This window comes from Streptomyces griseus, assembly GCF_900460065.1.
Classification (GTDB): domain Bacteria; phylum Actinomycetota; class Actinomycetes; order Streptomycetales; family Streptomycetaceae; genus Streptomyces; species Streptomyces griseus.
Genome location: NZ_UAVD01000006.1, coordinates 42,681 through 60,403, shown reverse-complemented (window position 1 = coordinate 60,403; position 17,723 = coordinate 42,681). Strand labels below are relative to the sequence as shown.

Annotated in this window: 14 protein-coding genes and 1 pseudogene; 9 read left to right on the top strand and 6 right to left on the bottom strand. The window is 67.8% G+C overall.

The window, feature by feature from the left end; all coding sequences use genetic code 11:
• Positions 1-83: 83 nt before the first annotated feature.
• Entirely contained in the window at positions 84-3,314 is a 3,231-nt protein-coding gene (locus DTB53_RS03420) for an FG-GAP-like repeat-containing protein (RefSeq protein WP_012377752.1), read from the bottom strand.
• 1,174 nt (positions 3,315-4,488) lie between these two features.
• Between DTB53_RS03420 and DTB53_RS03410 the strand changes: the two genes are divergently transcribed.
• Complete coding sequence (locus DTB53_RS03410; protein ID WP_042495412.1) at positions 4,489-5,526, top strand: amidinotransferase; 1,038 nt, start codon at positions 4,489-4,491, stop codon at positions 5,524-5,526.
• Between the two features lie 1,412 nt (positions 5,527-6,938).
• Here the strand turns inward: DTB53_RS03410 and DTB53_RS03400 are convergent.
• Positions 6,939-7,448: a GNAT family N-acetyltransferase gene (locus tag DTB53_RS03400; RefSeq protein ID WP_012377756.1), complete on the bottom strand. Its 510-nt coding sequence runs from the start codon at positions 7,446-7,448 to the stop codon at positions 6,939-6,941.
• A gap of 204 nt (positions 7,449-7,652) precedes the next feature.
• Here DTB53_RS03400 and DTB53_RS03395 point away from each other — a divergent pair, with 204 nt between their 5' ends.
• The gene (locus DTB53_RS03395) at positions 7,653-7,934 is read left to right on the top strand and encodes a DUF2917 domain-containing protein (RefSeq protein ID WP_236586444.1); all 282 of its coding nucleotides are present in this window, start codon (positions 7,653-7,655) and stop codon (positions 7,932-7,934) included.
• Positions 7,935-7,956: 22 nt separating this feature from the next.
• Here DTB53_RS03395 and DTB53_RS37230 read toward each other — a convergent pair.
• Positions 7,957-8,079: pseudogene (locus tag DTB53_RS37230) on the bottom strand (IS5/IS1182 family transposase); the annotation flags it as partial.
• An 80-nt stretch (positions 8,080-8,159) separates the two neighbouring features.
• On the opposite strand from DTB53_RS37230, the gene DTB53_RS36775 reads away from it, so the two are divergent.
• Together DTB53_RS36775 and DTB53_RS03385 are read left to right on the top strand one after the other, a co-directional pair.
• Positions 8,160-8,312 carry a hypothetical protein gene (locus tag DTB53_RS36775; RefSeq protein WP_159402411.1) on the top strand — a complete coding sequence of 51 codons (153 nt, stop codon included), beginning with the start codon at positions 8,160-8,162 and terminating at the stop codon, positions 8,310-8,312.
• A 213-nt stretch (positions 8,313-8,525) separates the two neighbouring features.
• A complete protein-coding gene (locus tag DTB53_RS03385; RefSeq protein WP_075025124.1) occupies positions 8,526-8,933 on the top strand; it encodes a hypothetical protein in 408 nt (135 codons plus the stop codon).
• Positions 8,934-8,941: 8 nt separating this feature from the next.
• On the opposite strand, the gene DTB53_RS03380 is transcribed toward DTB53_RS03385, so the two are convergent.
• Positions 8,942-9,220, bottom strand: coding sequence for a hypothetical protein (locus DTB53_RS03380; RefSeq protein ID WP_012377760.1), 279 nt, complete (start codon positions 9,218-9,220; stop codon positions 8,942-8,944).
• 5 nt (positions 9,221-9,225) lie between these two features.
• Positions 9,226-9,705 (bottom strand): DUF6882 domain-containing protein, encoded by a 480-nt coding sequence (locus DTB53_RS03375; RefSeq protein WP_012377761.1) that lies wholly within the window; start codon positions 9,703-9,705, stop codon positions 9,226-9,228.
• A 472-nt stretch (positions 9,706-10,177) separates the two neighbouring features.
• Between DTB53_RS03375 and DTB53_RS03365 the strand changes: the two genes are divergently transcribed.
• Entirely contained in the window at positions 10,178-10,489 is a 312-nt protein-coding gene (locus tag DTB53_RS03365) for a hypothetical protein (protein ID WP_012377763.1), read from the top strand.
• A gap of 114 nt (positions 10,490-10,603) precedes the next feature.
• On the opposite strand, the gene DTB53_RS03360 is transcribed toward DTB53_RS03365, so the two are convergent.
• Positions 10,604-10,912: a hypothetical protein gene (locus tag DTB53_RS03360; RefSeq protein WP_236586446.1), complete on the bottom strand. Its 309-nt coding sequence runs from the start codon at positions 10,910-10,912 to the stop codon at positions 10,604-10,606.
• 420 nt (positions 10,913-11,332) lie between these two features.
• On the opposite strand from DTB53_RS03360, the gene DTB53_RS03355 reads away from it, so the two are divergent.
• The 4 genes from DTB53_RS03355 to DTB53_RS03340 all read left to right on the top strand — a co-directional run bounded on the left by DTB53_RS03355 (position 11,333) and on the right by DTB53_RS03340 (position 17,707).
• Complete coding sequence (locus tag DTB53_RS03355) at positions 11,333-13,234, top strand: alkyl/aryl-sulfatase (protein ID WP_012377765.1); 1,902 nt, start codon at positions 11,333-11,335, stop codon at positions 13,232-13,234.
• A 190-nt stretch (positions 13,235-13,424) separates the two neighbouring features.
• Complete coding sequence (locus DTB53_RS03350) at positions 13,425-13,751, top strand: thioredoxin family protein (protein ID WP_012377766.1); 327 nt, start codon at positions 13,425-13,427, stop codon at positions 13,749-13,751.
• A gap of 606 nt (positions 13,752-14,357) precedes the next feature.
• Positions 14,358-15,887 (top strand): alanine/glycine:cation symporter family protein, encoded by a 1,530-nt coding sequence (locus tag DTB53_RS03345; RefSeq protein WP_012377767.1) that lies wholly within the window; start codon positions 14,358-14,360, stop codon positions 15,885-15,887.
• 251 nt (positions 15,888-16,138) lie between these two features.
• A complete protein-coding gene (locus tag DTB53_RS03340) occupies positions 16,139-17,707 on the top strand; it encodes an AMP-binding protein (RefSeq protein ID WP_012377768.1) in 1,569 nt (522 codons plus the stop codon).
• The last annotated feature ends 16 nt before the right edge of the window (positions 17,708-17,723 follow it).

Sequence of the window (17,723 nt, the reverse complement as noted above, 5' to 3'; positions counted from 1 at the left end):
ACACCGGCAGGACGACGTCTCCATCGGCACGGCAATCGCCGGCTTGTGCTGTTATGCGATGGGCGCCACGGCGCGGACGCACGTCAGCCGGGATCGGCCTGGTTGCCTCCCTTGTTCAGCCAGGCCCGGGTCGCGCCGTTCTCGGGGTCGACGACGAGGTAGTCGTCGGCGCCGTCGCCGGAGAGGTCCGCGAGGTGGATGTCGACGGGGAAGCCCATGGCGACTCCGTGCGCCACCTTCTTCTTCGGCGACCAGTTGTTCGTGAAGTCGCCCAGGTTGAACCATCCGTACAGCAGGTTGTTCGCGGCGGGGTCACGCAGTACGTAGTCGGCGCGGCCGTCGCAGTTCAGGTTCGCGAACATCGTCTGCTGCCCGGCGCCGTACGTCGACGGGCGGGCGAGCAGGACCGGGGTGGCCCAGCCTCCGCCGTCCCCGGCGTTCGTACCCTGGTTCTTCCATGCCTGTACGGAGTGGTCGGGGGCCACCACCAGGTAGTCGTCGCGTCCGTCGGCGTCGATGTCCGCGAACCGCACCTCGCCGTGGGCCGCTGCCGCCGGTCCGTGGGCCATCGTGCCCCTGGACGTCCAGGCGGTGACTCCCTTGGTGAACACGCCTTCGTTGTGCCAGGCCCGTGTCGCGCCGTTGCGGTCGTTCACGACCAGGTAGTCGTCGTAGCCGTCCCCGTCGTAGTCCGCGAAGACGATCCGCTCCGCGGTCGATGGCGTGACGCCTTCGGCGATCAGTCCCATCCGGATCCAGGCGTTCGTGCCACGCTCGGCCACGTCGTCGTTGCGCCAGCCCCACGCTTCGCCCTTGGAGCCGACGACGACGTAGTCGGCATCGCCGTCAGCGTCCATGTCCGCGAAGTGCACCGTCCGGGCGAACGCCGCGGGATCTTTCAGGTGGTCGGCGTACAAGCCCTTCCTGATGAAGCCGTGCTCCCAGTCCGGACGGGTCGCGACCTCGTCGTTCTCCCACCAGTTGACCGTTCCATCGGGAAGACGGGTGAAGTAGTCGGCGTCACCGTCGGCATCGGCGTCGGCGAGAAGCACGGACGAACCCCCGATCCCCGTGCCCTTGGCGATGGGGCTGCTCTCGCCCCACTCGTACAGCCACTTCTCCGGGTCACTGCCCAGATTGTTCCGCCGTACGTTCACCGCCCCGCTCTCGGACACGATCAGGTAGTCCGCGTCGCCGTCACCGTCCATGTCCGCGAGCCGGACATCCGCCGGCCCTTCCGAATCGCTCTTGTGATGACCGATCCAGCCGACGAACTTCCACGCGCTCCTGCCGTGCTGGAAGACACCGTCGTTGAGCCACCCCCAGATGACCCCCTTCTGGCCCAGAACCTCATGGGGGTGGACGACGAGGTAGTCATCGTCACCGTCGCCGTCGATGTCGGCGAACTGCACGTACTTCCCCGGCCCCAGTTCCTGGGGGACCGTGTTGCCCGACCGGTCGGCGATGACGCCCATGGCCTTCCACGCGCCGCCCCGGTCCGCGACGCCGTCGTTGCGCCACGCGGTCACCACGCCCTCGTCGTCGACCACGAGGTAGTCGTCGTCGCCGTCACCGTCCATGTCCGCGAAGCGCACCCGGTCCGCAGCGGCGCCGGTGCCGTCAGCGACCCTGCCCCGGTTGCTCCACCCCTCCGTCGTCCTTGTCCAGAGATAGACCTCGCCGCTTTTGGTGAGGACCGCGTAGTCGGCCCGGCCGTCCCCGTTGAGGTCCGGCAACCGCACCTCCCCGTGTACGTCCTTGGCGGCGGCCTCGGCAGGCCCCTGGGCTATCCGCCCCAGTTCGCCCCAGCCGCCACCCGGTGCGGGACACCCCGAACCGTCGCCGCCCGAACCGGCCTTCTCGATCCAGCCCTTGGCTCGCATCGTCATGACGGCCTGGAAGAACTCCTCGGCCATGTACGCGTACCCCCGGTCATTGGGGTGGAGACGGTCGAAAAGCATGGCATCGGTCATCGGGCCGAACTCAGCCAGTTCGACACGCTGTCCGCGTGCCTGGCGATCCTTCACCAGGGCCCGCACCTCGACGTTGAACGCGTCGCGTCGCGTCTGCGCCGCAGGATCGTTCTTGATCGGAACCAGGGTTGCCACCGCGATCGCCACGCCCGGGGACTCGGCCTGGAGCGTGTCGATCATCTTCCCGAGCCGGGCGGGCGCGCCCGCCACATCCGCGTTGCTCTGGACATCGTTCGTCCCCGCCATCAGGGTCACCACGTTGGGACGCATCACACCGGTGTCCCGCTTCACGATCTCCGTGATGTCGTCGATCTTGTAGCCACGATGGCCGTTGTGCTGCGGATCCCCCATGGACCCCGACGAGTTCGACCCGATGAAGTCGGGATCCAGATCCATGTACGCGAGGCCGCCGTACAGTTCCTCGCGATAGCCGTTGACGTCCAAGGAGCCCACGCCATAGGTGATCGAGTCGCCGACGGGCATCACCCGGACGGCCACATCTTCGTCGGACAGCTCCGGAAGAGGCCTGAACTCGACTGGCCAGTGATCGGATCCCGCAAGGTTCGGCAGCACATGTGCCGTCACACCGGCGGCCAGATCGATGGATCCGACCGCATAGTCGAGTTCGGACGCGCCCTGGTAGGTGTTGTCCCCGGAGTCCTCAACGTGTGCGAGAGGAAAGTCCGTGCCCCCTCTGGGCATCCGCTCGCGCAGTGCCGCCGGGTCCTGGTTGAAGTCGCCCATCGCCAGCCAACTGTAGTGAACGCCTGCCAGGGCGTTCATGTTGCGAATGTAGGCCGGGGCATCGTTCCCACCGCCCGACAGGGCGTGCACGGTCCAGAAGATGTTCGAACCGAACCGGACACCGAAGGACGGACGGCTGCGCTCGATGGAACTCGATCCGGGGACGATGTAGACGGCATCGGGGACCCGGTCGGTCACCATCGCCAGATTGACCCGGTGCCCCGTGGGGTCGGTCTCCATGAAGTAGATGTACCGATGCTCGCCGTCCACCTGCCACAGCGTCTCGGCGACCTCGTAGGTCTGCCCGGCGATCACGCTGCTCGCGACGATGTTTCTATGGGTCCCCGGCGGCCGCGAACCGGCTTCCTGCAAAGCCACCACGTTGTGCGCCGATACCTCGGAGCCGTACCCGAAGACCAGCCGCTGCACACCCGTCGTCCACTTCGAGTCGGTGCCATCGGTGCCTCCCTGGAGATTCCAGGTCGCGAACTTCTTCCCCTGTATCTCTCCCGGGGCGGCGCTCGTGGGAGCAGCGACCCCTAACAGCAGGAGCGATACGGCCACCACGGCGGCTGCGATCCGTCCGAAGATTTTCACCCGCAAGAACCTCGTAAGCTAGGCATTCTCACCCCGCTGCCACGACATGAGCGTCCATATGTGGACCAGAGGACAAGAGTCCTCACCGGGCCGGATGGTTGCGCAGAAGTGAGCAGGCTCTCGCCGAGGGATTCGGGGGGCCGGGCCCGGGGAGGGCTGACCCGGGGACCGGACTTGGGACGGACTGGAGGTCCGGACTGGAGGTCCGAACTGGAGGTCCGGACTGGAGGTCCGGACTCGACACCCGGCCAGTCCGGTGACCTACGCTCATTCCCCAAGGTGATGAGCCCGCCTGCGGGCAGCTCGGCCGATCGGCCGGCCCAGAGTCAGACCGGTCATGGTCCTCGCCGACGGGGGCTGCACGTCACGCTCGATCCGGACCGTGCACGTCGGCTCAGGTTCTGAGCCGTGCTTCCGCAGCCTGTTGACCAGGCCGCCGGCCGTCGACATCTGGCCAGCAAGCTGACGGGAAGCCGCTCTGGGCGCAGAATAATCGCGTGCTTCCTCCTCGACTGCTGTGGTGCGACCCTCGGCCCATCCCCCGGTTCAACCGCCAGGAACCGGTGACACTGATCCTCCGGGACCCCGGTTTCCACGAGCCGGCTGACGAGGACGGCTGCACGACGTTCTCGTACTTCTGTCGGACCCATGACCGCTTCTACGGACGTAAAACCTGCGGGGAGGGGCCGCATCTCGTAGCTCTCCACTGTAAGAAGCACGGGCCCGAAAGCATGTGGCCGCAACCCCTCACCCTCTTGTTCCCCCAAGGCTTTGAGCCTTCGCTCAGCGAGGCTCAGCTCAGCTGGCTGGAAGCAGAGTGGGAGGCCGCCGGAGCCTGATCCGAAGCGGTGCGAGAGTCCACGGCCAGGCCTGACGCGTCAACCGGCAGGCCGCCGTGGCAGGTTGTCGCCACCGACTTTCTGGCAGGCCGAGGCCCCCGGGGCGGCGCCCGCGCCAGGGACAACTGCGCATGCTGGTGTCAGCAGATGGCGTGTACGGCGTCGGTCCAGTTCGCGAGGTCAAAACGACGGTGACTGTGTGGCACGAACGGTGTCGCCTATGGGAGGGAGGCCACCTCACGGGCGCGTCACGCACGGCACTGGGACGGGGATCTGCCAGCATTCCGGGCAAGGCGCCGCTCCTGGTCAGGCGGTCAGAAGGTGAAGGAGAGCCCATGCCCGTGGAGTCGTCCAGTGTGTTCCCCGAGCGGGCGGTGGCCCCTTTCGGCGTACACCGGGAGTGGGACCCGCTCGCCGAGGTCGTCGTGGGCAGCCCCCTGGACTTCACGTTTCCACAGCAGCCACCTTCCCGCGACGAACTCGCTTTCCTGCCGACGCAGTTCGCGGAGATGGCGGGTCGCGCCAAGGGGCGGCGCTGGTCGGATGCGGACCCTGAGGGGTACGCGCGCTGCGGCGATCAGCTCGACGCGCTCGCAGGCTTCCTCACCGGCCGGGGAATCACCGTCCACCGCCCGGACCCGCTGACCGAGGACGAGCAGGCGGTGTTGGCGGACTTCTCCCCCCTCTCCCTCCAGATCTTCGTACGCGACCCGATGATCGTCATCGGCGATCGGGTGATCGAGGCATCGCTGCGCCTGCCGCACCGGTTCAAGGAACGCTTCGGCCTGCGGCCGGTCATGGCCGAGCTGGTGCGACGGGGCGCCCGCCACACCGTGGTGCCACCCGGCTGTCCCGTGCCGTTGGCCGAGGTGGCGCGCGCCCGGGGCCCCTTCCTGGAAGGCGGCGACGTCATGATCTTCGGCGCCGACGTTCTCGTCGGTGTGGGCAGGGGCTGCTTCGCCACCGACGCCGGAGGCGTCGACTGGCTGCGCTCCGAACTCGGCGACGCCTACCGCGTGCACGCCGTGCCCCTGCACCCCCGGGTCCTCCACCTGGACGACGGCCTGGCCGCCGTCCGCGAAGGGCTGGCCGTCGTCGCCCCGGAGCAGTTCACCGACGGGCTCCCGCCCCTCCTCGCCGACTGGGAACTGGTCCCTGTGGGCCTCGATGAGGCGCTCGACCTGCTCGCTGCGAACGTGCTCGTCCTCGGCCCCGGCGAAGTCGTCATCGACAGCCGCGTCCCCTGGCTCGCCGACGCGCTGGTTCGCCACGACGTCACCGTCCACACCCTTGAGTTCGACGCGGTCACTCCCTTCGCGGGCGGCTTCCGCTGCTCCCACCATCCTTTGTTCAGGCGAACCCCTCCAGCGTGATCAGCCCGGTCGCTGCGGCAGCACGTGATCTTCGATGACGTGACGGGAGCGGGTCTGCGCCGCACGGGTGGATTCGCGACCTACCCGCCTCCTGTATGGCGCAGCAGGAGGTCGCCTCGGCCGGCACAGGTCTCGACGCTCGACGGGGCAGTGGGCCTCTCCTCCTGCGATCCGGGTGTCTGGCCGCAGACGGCGTTCGGGACGCCGAGGCCCGAGACCGCTTCTGGGCGGACGGGCGCGCACTTCTTGGTCCGGTACGCGCCTGTACGACGGGAAGTGCCGCTGTCACGCTGGAAGTCGGAGGTAGGTCTCGCTCGGCAGCTCCGACTGCCGGAATGGACTGACGGGGGAACAGCGGATGCCAGGCTTCCTATCCGATCTGCCCACTTTCTGGGCCTTCGCGGCAGTGTGGGGTGGTGCTGTTGCGATGTTCATGGTGTTCTCGTTGGTCCGCCTCCGCTTCGTACTCCGGCGTGACCGGCAGGCCATCAGCCGCTTCTTCGAGGCTGGTGAGGCGATGCCCCTCCTCGCGATGCATCACCTCGAAGGTGAGCGGGCCGCGACGTACGCGGGGATGCTGGTGCTCGCGTCCGAGCCACGCCCACGGGCGACCGGGCGCACGGAAGTGGAGGCGCATCCCCTGCTGGCCTCACTGCGGACGGCCGTCGATGACGCCGGAGGGAGCGGCACCCTGGCGGAGGTGAGGGCCTCACCCCGCTTTCCGGCCTTCCGCTCCGAGCTGCGGCGGGCAGCGGCGCGTGCACTTCCCTCACACCGGACACGCGACGTGCCCGGTGCGAGGGAGGGGTGGGCAGCGGTATGCGGTCTGATCGCCGTCCTGGCCCTCGGCGTGGGCTTCTACGGTCGCCAGGCCGGTGGGAGCGGGCTGTGGTTCATGATCGCCCTTGCGGTACACGCGCCGGTGGCGGTCTGGCTCTTTGTTGCGGACGGGCGGAGAGGACCGGATCAGTGGCCCGAGTTCACGGCGTTGTGCCAGCGCTGCGTCACCGAGGCGGGTGTTCGTTCCCCCGAACCGGAGCGAGCGGCCGGGAATGGCTCCCCGGCAGCCTCCGGCTGGGCCGGTGACGGTGGCGTCGGCGCGTCCAGTTCATGCGGCGGCGGATGTGGGGGCGGGACATGAGTCGGTTCCTGCAGACCAGCGTGTCCGGTGGACTCTCAGGCGGTGTGGGGCTGGTAAAAGAAGGCGTCGGCCGGACGGGTCCGTCACTCCCCCGCACGTCGACGCTCCGGGCCTGAAGGTTGTTGCGGAAGGTTGGGCGTGGGCAGGGCCGGGTGGTGTTTGACCTGGTGGTCCAGACTGTCATGGCGGGGTTGTGCATGGGGGCGACGGCTTGGACGGCGTGGTGGAGTCCGTCTGCTAGAACTCCACTGCAGCGACGACTCGGTGACGGTCACGTCCATTCTGTACCCGGGTCGATGACCCAGTGATGGGTGTCCAGAACGCGACCGGCGAACTCCAGGCTCTGCTCTCCGACGAAGGTGAAGCCGACGGCGCGGCAGATGCCGTTGGACGGCAGGTTGCTGGTAGCGGGGAAAGCGTGGATAAGCCCCCAGCGGCCATCCTCATTGGCCATCTCCAGCAGTGCCCGCACGGCTCGCTTGCCGTAGCCCTGCCCCTGGAAGGCGGGCAGAACCATCCAACCGACCTCGGAGATGTACTGGTCATCGACTTCGTGAGACCACAGGGAGACGGTTCCGGCGACGACCGATGGGTCAGCCGCTTCGGGGATGATCATTTTGGTCCAGGCGGTGTCCTCGGCAGCCAGGCGAACATCGCGCCCCACCTTCTCCTCCATGCCTTCTCGCGGCAGCGGACCCCCGAGGTCTTTCATCATGGCGGGATCGCACCGCATCCGGATATAAGCGTCGACATCCGCGAGCACCACATTACGCAACAGCATTCCGGACCTCCTGGTTGGCGGCAATGCCCGAAGTGATCACGCAGCTCGCACTGCCGGCGTCCATACTCCTCTCCCCTCTGTGATCCGGTGCGACAAGAGCCATATGAAGGCGCCGAAGCGAGCTGGGCGGATAGCGTGTGGAGGTTCATGGAGGCAGCGGTCTTTGGGGGAGAATTGAGACGCAGTCGGTTGCCTGTGGAGAATATGGGCGACGACGACCTCTGGATCTTCGTCGAGCCGTACGGTGAGGACTACTGGCTGAAACCCGGGGATGTCTTCACGGTCGCTCCGGAGGTTGAGGGGATCGATGTCTGGTTCTCTACCGCTGTCTGCCCGGAGGGCATCACGGTGTGGCTCTACGAGGACGGTGACCCGACCAAGGTCGTCCTGAAGTACACCGTGAGTGACGCGGACGGCACACGGCTGGAGTGCGGGCACCAGAGACCCCCGAAGCCGGCGGGCTGGAGCACGCCCGAGCCGGGCTGAACTCCTCGCTCATCGGTTGCGCGGCAAGTGTGTGCAGCTGGGCAAAGCCCAGCATCGCGTGGTGGACGCCGTTGCCTTGCAGATGGCAGTCGCGGAGGATCTTCCAGGTCCCGATGCGGGCGAAGGTGTGCTCAACTCGGGCGCGGTCGAGCGACGGTAGTTCTTGGACTGCTCCGCCACGCTGTGGTCCCGTGTCGGCACCATGTGCCGTCCCCGATCAGCACCGTGTCTCTGCGGAAGCCGCTCCGGGACCGCCCACTGGTCTACTGCGGGTTGGCCTGGAGCAGGGCCGAGGAAGCGTCGGCCTGTGCGGCAACCGTGGCGGAGCGCATGGGGCTGGTCTGCTTCGATGTGCAGCAGGACCGGCTCAGGCCGTGAGCAGGATCGGCGAACGGCGGTGGCCGATGAGGGTTGCGGCTATGCCGACGAAGGCGAGGAAGTCTTCGGCACGGCTCAACGAACGATCACGCCGAACGAAAAGATCTCACGGGGCGGTTCGTGAGCATGTGAGCGTTTCCTGTCTTGGAGGGCGCTCATCAGCGGCTACTTCGAAAGGCGCTGCCCGGTGGGGCCACAGGCGATACTCGTCCTGTGGACTGGTTGGAGCGAGCTCGGGCGGCGGAACAACTTCGACAGTGGGACGAGGCGATCGCGCTCGTAAGCGCTCACGCCGAATGCTTCTCCGACGATCCGGACATGCACGACAACCATCTGTGGCACATGGATCTGCTGGTCCGAGCGGAACGGATTTCAGAACTTACGAAGCGCGCCCTCACGGATAGCCACGCACGTCGAAGACTCAACAGATCGCTTCGAGAGCGGGGGATGGAGGCGGCACTGTGCGGCCGCGCCGAAGACGGCGACCGTGACGCCCTGTACGTCCTTGTTCGACTGATGTGCGAGACGGGTCGGGTACGAGAAGCTCAGAAGGTAGTTGCGGACATCGGCCCGGAGGACCAGTACGCACGCCAGATTGTGGCTGAGAGTTGCGGGACATAGGTGTCCGGCTAGGGCTTTCTCGCGAAGCTGCCGGTGCCGACCTCGGTGAGGATGCCGAGTTGACCAGGCGTTTCAGCTTGGCTCGGGTGCAGGTCCGGCACGACAGCCGGGAGCCGGTCGGCGAGGCCGGTAACGGTCCTGCGGGTGATCGCGAGGTGCTCCAGGTGTGTCTCGGACTCCCGCAACCGGCTCTGCAAGTCGTCGATCTGTGCACGGAGACCGTCCGCCAGGGCCCGCGCGGCGTCTTCCTGAAGGTCCAGCTGCCTGGGAATCCGAGCAGCCGTCACTGTCACTAGGCAGTGAGTGCCAGGTCATGGATCATGAAGTGGAGTTGCACATCGTCCATTGACTCCGCCCACAGTCCCTCGGCGTCGAGCACGGAAGCCGCGACCATCCGAGCCTCAGCGACGAGTTCGGGGTCGTACGTGAAGCCTGGCCATGGAAGGACGGGGTAGTCGTTCTCCTCGCCGAACTGCCGAACCCGCTCCATGTCGCCCAAGGCGGCGTGCGGGAGTGACTCGTTCGCCCAGGACCACAGCCAGGTCTGCTGGGCAACGCTGACGCTGCCGATCACTGTGAGCCGGCCGGTGAGGAACACCTTGCCGTCGCGCGACCACGTGATCTGCGCGTCGTCCATCGACCAGTCGTATTGCACGTCCCCGGACAGGCCGAAACGCTCGACCATGAGTGCCTGTCGCGAGCGGGCACGCTCCCGAGCCGCGAGCACGACCGCCTCCCAACCGGAGTGGTCATGCTTCGAGCGGTCGTCCACATTGCCTCCTCGTGCAGAACTGTCGGCAAGATCCTGCCACCCCCGCCCGTGGCCAGGACGACCGGGTGAGCCTGTTCAATTCAGCCGGCCGCTCCCACGGCCGGCGCAAATCCCGCGCAAGCGGGTGGGCGAGGCGGAGCTGAGCGTGCGCGGCCAGAAGGAACGCCTGTCGTCGTCCGGCCGCAACCACAGCGAGACGTCTGCGGCCGGCACCAGCCGACCGCCACCGGCTCGGGAAGAGGGACACGGGTTCATGTCCGCCGCAGTCCGGGCGACGTTGGATCCGACCGTGGTTGATCCCGGAGTGCAAGGCCTCGTGCCTGCGCCGATGCTCGGGAGCGAGCGCCAGCTCCACGAAGGTATGGAGAAGGAGACGCCTCGCCGCCCCACGAGCTCATTCTGAAATGATCGCTTGGGCAGCTTCTTACGGATCACTGCGCGACACACGAACTATTGGTGGTGTGATGACCTCATGCGACCTGAGCACTGTGTGACCAGGAACCACATCGAGGTGTGGCGAGGACGAGTGCTGCCGTCGGGGGCGGAACGGATCAGGTTCGGGACGGTGCTGCGCGGCTCGCTCCTGCCGATCCTGGTCTGGGCCGGAGTCGCGTGCTTGGCGTCCTTCGTCTACGACCCGCTCGTAGCGGCGGTCCTCGGCGGTCTCTTCGCGTTGTCGCTCATCGTGGGGTTCGCGTTGCGTCGCAGGGCGAAGCACTCGGTCCGCTGCAGCGTCTACGGTGCGCTGGGCGGAGTGCTCGACAAGTCCATGGCCGGTTTCTGAGGCGTTGCGGCACAGGCGGCCCGCCGTTGTTGAGCGTGACGGCCGACGCCCAGTGGGTCGGCATCGAGCCTCGGTTGCCGGACCGGACTCCACATCGCAGCCGTCCTCATCCGGTCAGCGCGATGATGCAAGAGAAACGGCCTGGGTGACGCGGACCCGCAGTACGTACGGTTCGCCGGACCGGATCGCCTGCGCCTGCTCCCTCAGGTCCGCGTCGGTGAAGCCGAGCAGCGCCTCGTCTGCGGCCCGGCGCAGCAGCGGTAGGACCTCCGAGACCGGTCTTCCCTGGTAGGTGTCGGCCAGCTCGGCGAAGGCCTCCTGGTACGGACGACGGGCCCGGACCTTTGTGCTGTCGGTGAGCAGCCGTCCCAGGGCCGTGCTGTTCACGCTGATCTCGCCCATGTGCCCGCTCCGCTCGCTCACTGGGGCCCGGTTCCTCCGGTACCTGTCTTCGACGGTACGGGCGGGGACTGACAATCCCGGCCGGCTCTGCGGTGCGGGCCTGCTGCCCTGCCCTGGTGAACAGTGGGCGGTATCGGGTGCAGCACGTGCAGCGCCGCTCGTGCTCGCTCGGCCCGGTCGACGGCCAGGCCGTCGGCATGCAGCGGTCATGCCGGTGTTCCCGACGGTCTGTCTGGCCCGGCTGATGCGCTGGACCGGCGTCACCGTCTGTGGGTCTCAGGTCACTGTGGACGGATCGGCTCTGCTACTCAAGAAGCACCTCGGGTGCTGATGGGCGCGGGTGCCACCCATCCTCCGAAATATCACTCTCCGTGGTGAATCGGGTGCGATCTGCTGTGAATTCTTGCGTGCGGGTTGCCCGCCTGGGTACAGGTATGAGGCATGACTTCCTCTTCGTCGGCGTCGAAGCCCGCGCAGCCCTTCATCGCCCGGCAGAACGCCGCTCTCCGCGAGCGCCTGCCGTTCTCGGACACGCAGGATTTCCAGGATGCCGCTCGGGGCCTGATCGGACGGCGGGAGCCGAACGCGGTGACAGCCCAGGACGGCCACGTCGTGTGGGACAACGACTCCTATTCGTTCCTCACGGGCGAGGTACCCGAGACGGTCAACCCCTCGTTGTGGCGTCAGTCCCAGCTCGTGGCCGAGCACGGGCTGTTCGAGGTCGTCGAGGGCATCTACCAGGTGCGGGGCCTGGACCTGTCGAACGTGACGTTCGTCGAGGGCACGACGGGCATCGTCGTGATCGACCCGCTGCTGTCCACGGAGACCGCTGCTGCCGCGCTCGCCCTGTACCGCGAGCACCGCGGCGAGCGCCCCGTCACCGGTGTGGTCTACACCCACTCCCATGTGGACCACTTCGCCGGCGTCAAGGGCGTCACCACCCAGGACGACGTGGACGCGGGCCGGGTGCCGGTGCTGGCACCGGAGGGGTTCATCGAGCACGCGGTGGCGGAGAACGTGTACGCGGGTACCGCCATGGCGCGGCGCGCCGCCTACATGTACGGGGCCGCGCTCGCCCGGGGCCCCCAGGGCCAGGTCGGTGCGGGCCTGGGACAGACCACCGCTACCGGCACCGTCAGCCTCATCGCTCCGACCCTGGAGATCACCACGACGGGCCAGGAGGAGACAGTGGACGGGGTGCGGATGGTCTTCCAGATGGCCCCGGACACCGAGGCGCCATCGGAGATGCTCATCCACTTCCCCGATCTGCGGGCTCTGTGCACGGCCGAGGACGCCACCCACACCCTGCACAACCTGCTGACGCTGCGCGGGGCCGTGGTCCGCGACCCGCACAACTGGTCGCGGTACCTCACCGAGACGATCGACCTGTTCGCCGACAGCACGGATGTGGCGTTCGCCTCGCACCACTGGCCCACCTGGGGCCAGGAGAACATCAAGCGGTTCCTCGGCATCCAGCGCGACCTGTACGGCTACCTCCACGACCAGACGCTGCGCCTGATCAACAAGGGCTGGACCGGAACCGAGATCGCCGAGCACCTCCAGCTCCCGCCCGCCCTGGAGAAGACCTGGTCCACCCACGGCTACTACGGCTCGGTCAGCCACAACCTCAAGGCCGTCTACCAGCGCTACATGGGCTGGTTCGACGGCAATCCCGCCCACCTGTGGCAGCACACCCCCACCGAGGCCGCCAAGCGCTACGTGGATTTCATGGGCGGCGCCGACACGGTCGTGGACAAGGCCCGCGCCTCCTTCGAGTCCGGTGACCTGCGCTGGGCCGCCGAAGTCCTCAACCACGTCGTCTTCGCCCGGCCCGACCACGCGGCGGCCCGTGAACTCCTCGCCGACACCTATGAACAGCTCGGCTACGGGGCGGAGAACGGCACCTGGCGCAACTTCTACCTCTCGGGCACTGCCGAACTCCGCCAGGGCCAGTTCGGCACCCCGACCGTCACCGCCTCCGCCGACATCATCGCCAACCTCAGCCCCCGACTCCTCTTCGACGCCCTCGCCGTCCAGATCAACGGACCCAAGGCGTGGGACGAGCACATCACCATCGCGGTCGCCCTGACCGACACCGGCGAGGAGTACCGGCTGCGGCTGGCCAACGGCGTGCTCACCCACACCGCCGCCCCTCAGCGGGACGCCGCCGACGTCACCCTCACCACCACCAGCCGCCGGCTTCCCGCGCTCGCCCTGGGCAAACTGATGCCCCAGGCACTGGCGGACGCAGGCATCCGGACCGATGGCGACACCTCAGTCCTCGAACGACTCGCGGCCGTTCTCGACCCCGGTGACAGCGACTTTCCGATCGTCACACCCTGACTCGGACGGACACGGAATCCGGGGCATCGCCCAGGCCGGCACCGCCGGGTGACCGGCCCCTGTCCCGCACCTGGCGCAGCGAGATGAATCGGCCGACCACAACGGACCGCGACCGGTGCGTCGTCGCCACCCGGTTCCCCCGAGGGTCCGGACGCGCGCCGTCACCCACCTCTTTCCCCTGGAGAACTTCATGAGCACGATCGTCACCCTGACCGACGGGACCTTCGACGCGAAGGTCGTCAAGGCATCAGGTCCCGTTCTGGTCTCCTTCCTCGCCGAGTGGTCCGGCCCGTGCAAGATGGTCGAGCCCGTTCTGAAGGAGATCGCAGCGGAGTTCGCCGGCCGGCTGACCGTCGGCAACCTCAACATCGATCAGAACACCGGCACACCACCGAAGTACGGCGTGACGGCCGTGCCCACACATCTGCTGTTCCGGGGCGGCAAGGTCGTCGGCACCAAGATCGGCCCGTGGAGCAAGGCCCAGCTGGTCGAATGGCTCAGGGAGAACAAGGTGTGAGCTGAGCGGGCGCACGCGGCTGCGATCCGCTCGCGCTCAGCCTCGCTCTCGCCCCAGGCCGACCCGCCCGCCCGGCACGGCGCCCGGCCGCAGATCCGTGACCGTCGGAGCGGCGGGTCCGCTTACTAAGTGAGCGGCGGCGGCAGGCCGGCCACCAAGAAGCTGCGGGCGGGAGCCGCGTCGGCCCATATGAGCGGAGTCCGTCGGGGTAGGCGAGGTCGGCACACGCTCCGGTCCGAGGCGACCCCTTCGAACCGCCGACAGGTGTCCGATAAACGTATCCCTGGTTCCTCATGGCGGTGACGCCATGCACTCAGCATCTTCACGCCCACTTCCCTGAAAAGTGACCTGTGTCACTAAAGATCAGGTAAAGGCCGTGGTGCAAAAGCACAACTTCCCCGGCGGAACCCCCGCCGAAGCGGAGCGCCGGGACCGCCCCGGCGGCAGGCCGGAGCGACCGTCAACGTCGTCCATTCCGTGGGACACGCCCGGTCGCCGACCAGGCAACCGCGTTCGCTCATCCTTCAAGAAGAGTCCCCCCATCGCACACCGAACGGCGAAGACACCCCACTTGTCCGTCGTTCCCGCGTCATCGAGGTAGCCAACGTGTCACTCGAATCCATAACCGAGAACGTCGACGATGCCGTCAGCGGGTTCTTCGAGCCCATAGCCAAGTGGCTCGGAGAGATCGTCTTCTACGCCGTCCCCGTCGGCGGGACGGACCTCCCGCTCATCGTCGCCTGGCTGGTGGTGGCGGGCCTCGTCTTCACCGGCTGGTTCGGGTTCGTCCAGCTGCGAAAGTTCCGCCTCGCCGTCGATGTGGTGCGCGGCAAGTACGACGACACGGACTCGGCGGGCGAGGTCAACCACTTCCAGGCGCTGACCGCCGCCGTCTCCGGCACGGTCGGCCTCGGCAACATCGCCGGTGTCGCGGTCGCCGTCTCCATCGGTGGCGCCGGGGCCACGTTCTGGATGATCCTCTGCGGCCTCCTCGGCATGGCCACCAAGTTCGTCGAGGTCACCCTCGGAGTGAAATACCGCGAGGTCCACTCCGACGGCACCGTCTCCGGCGGGCCGATGCACTATCTGCCCAAGGGGCTGGCGGAACGCTTCGGGAAGAACGGCAAGGCATTCGGCAAGGTCCTCGCCGTCCTCGCCTCGATCATGATCCTGTTCTTCGGCCTCTTCGGCGGCAACCTGTTCCAGGTCAACCAGTCCTACGCCCAGCTCGTCTCCGTCACCGGCGGCGAGGACGGGGCGATGGGCTCCTCGGCCGGGGCGCTCTTCTTCGGCATCCTCGTCGCCGCCCTGGTCGGCATCGTGCTCCTCGGCGGCATCCGCTCGATCGCGTCGGTCACCAGTCGGCTCATCCCCGCGATGGCGGGTATCTACATCGTCGCCTGCCTCGTCGTCATCCTCGTCAACGTCACCGCCGTGCCCGCCGCGATCGGCACGATCATCGAAGGCGCCTTCAACCCCGAAGGCGTCGCGGGCGGTGTGCTCGGCGCACTGATCATCGGGTTCAAGCGGGCGGCGTTCTCCAACGAGGCCGGTCTCGGCTCCGCGCCGATCGCCCACTCCGCGGTCAAGACCAAGCACCCCGCCAGCGAGGGCCTGGTGGCGCTCCTGGAGCCGTTCATCGACACCGTCGTCATCTGCACCATGACCGCGCTGACCATCGTCATCGCCAACCCGGCCAGCTGGGGCGAGGCCCGCACCGACGAGTCCATCGGTGGCGTGACGATCACCTCGGACGCCTTCGAGACCGTGCTGCCCTGGTTCCCGTACGTCCTGACGGTCGCCGTGCTGCTCTTCGCGATCTCCACGGTCCTCACCTGGGGCTACTACGGTCTCAAGGCCTGGACGTACCTCTTCGGCCGCAGCACCGTCAGCGAGACCGTCTACAAGTCCCTCTACACGCTGTTCGCCGTCGCCGGGTCCCTGCTCACCCTGCAGACCCTCATCGACCTGGCCGACGCGGTGCTCTTCTCCCTGGCCGTCATCAACATCATCGGCCTCTACCTCCTCGCACCCGTCGTCAAGCGCGAGTTGAACACCTTCCTCGCCTACGTCCGCGAGCGCGAATCGACTCCGGCCGCTCGCGATGAGGACGAAAGGCTCAAGACGGGTCACTGACCGCCCAACTCGCCTGCGGGCGCCGCCCTTCGGGCCGGTGCCCGCAGGGCCTGATGGCGCTCAGGACCAGAACCGGGCGAGGCGCTGTCGGACGGGTTCTGGCGGGACATCAGACGGGCTGGGCGCCGTGCCCTTCGCGGGCGGGGAGCACCGCACCGGTCCAGAGAGGACGCTCATCCCGTCAGCACCGCCGCCGGTGACGGTCCCGCAGGCATAGTTGAGGAGACTGTCGCCCCAGCAAGGGACACCTCATGTCTGCATCGCCCGTGTTCCGCAACTACGTCGAGATCATTCTCGACGGCCTGGCCGACGAACCCGGCCACCCGGTCCTCGTCTCCGACGAGCACCGACTGACCGCAGGAGAGTTCCGGTCGCTGGTCCATCGGCTGGCTCGTGCTCTGCGCGAGCGCGGAGTCGGCCCCGGTCGGACGGTGACGCTGTTGTGCGGGAACCTCCCGGAGACGATGGCCGTGCGGTACGCGGTCAACCTGCTGGGCGCGCATTTCAACCACCTCTACAACCGGCTCTCCGCCGATGTGCAGGCCCTGATGATGGCCGATGTCGACACGTACGCGTTCGTCGTCGATCCTCGAATGACCGGCCGGGCGGTGGAACTCCTCGGGCTGGTACCACCGGTGGAGCAGGTGCTGTTGCTGGGTTCCGCGCCCGCGCGTGCGGGCCGGGAGGCGGAGCAGCCGGGCGAGGACCTGCTCGCGCTCGCCGCGAAGCAGCCGGACACCCCCGTGGTCGGCGGGGCGCGCGCCGAGGACTTGTGCTTCATCCGTCATTCGGGGGGCACGACAGGTCATCCCAAGGGGGTCCGCAGTACGTTCGGCAGGATGCAGGAGGGTATCGCGCGGACTCGGGAGCTGTTCAGTGGCACGGGCCGGCGGGATCTGGTGTGCACGCCGTTGTCGCATGCCGCCGGGTTCATCGCGGACGGCACCCTGTCCGCCGGGGGCACGGTCGTGCTGCACTACTCCTTCGATCCGGCCGACATCCTCGCCACGATCGCCAGGGAGCGGATCACCAACGTGATGCTCCTGCCGCCGCTGCTGTACCAGGTGCTCGACCACCCGGACTCCGAGCACGCCGACCTTTCGAGCCTGCGGCAGATCACCTACGGCGGTACGCCGGCCTCACCGGCCCGGATCGCCGATGCCGTGCGCCGCCTGGGCCCCGTTCTCCAGCAGGGGTACGGCCAGTTCGAGGCCGGCGCGGTCAGCGTGCTGCCGGCCTCGGAGCACGACCCCGATCGTCCGGAGATCCTGCGCACGGCCGGACGCCCGGTACCCGGCGTCGAGGTCGAGATCCGTGACGAGACCGGACGGGTGCTGCCGGTCGGCGAGATCGGGGAGATCTGTGTCCGCTCCGGCCAGCTGATGGAGGGCTACTGGAAGAACCCCGAACTCACCGCCCGGGTGCTGCGGGACGGCTGGATGCACACCGGCGATCTGGGACTGCTCGACGAGCAGGGCTACCTGAGCGTCGTCGACCGGATCAAGGACATGATCCCGGTGGTCGGCGGCCATGTGTACACCACCGAACTGGAGGACTTCCTCAACACCCACCCCGCCGTACGGCAGAGCGCCGTCTACGGCGTGAAGGGCGCGGGCGGCCACGAACGCGTCCACACCACCGTGGTGGCCGCCCCCGGTGCCACCGTTACGCCGGAGGAGCTACGGACCTGGGTCAGGGACGGCCGCGGTGCCCTGTACGAACCCGATCACGTCAACTTCGCCGACGCCCTGCCGCTGACGGATGCGGGCAAACCCGACAAGAAGTTCCTGCGGGCCGCGGCCGTCGCCGACCGGACCTGAACACCGGAGTGCGGAC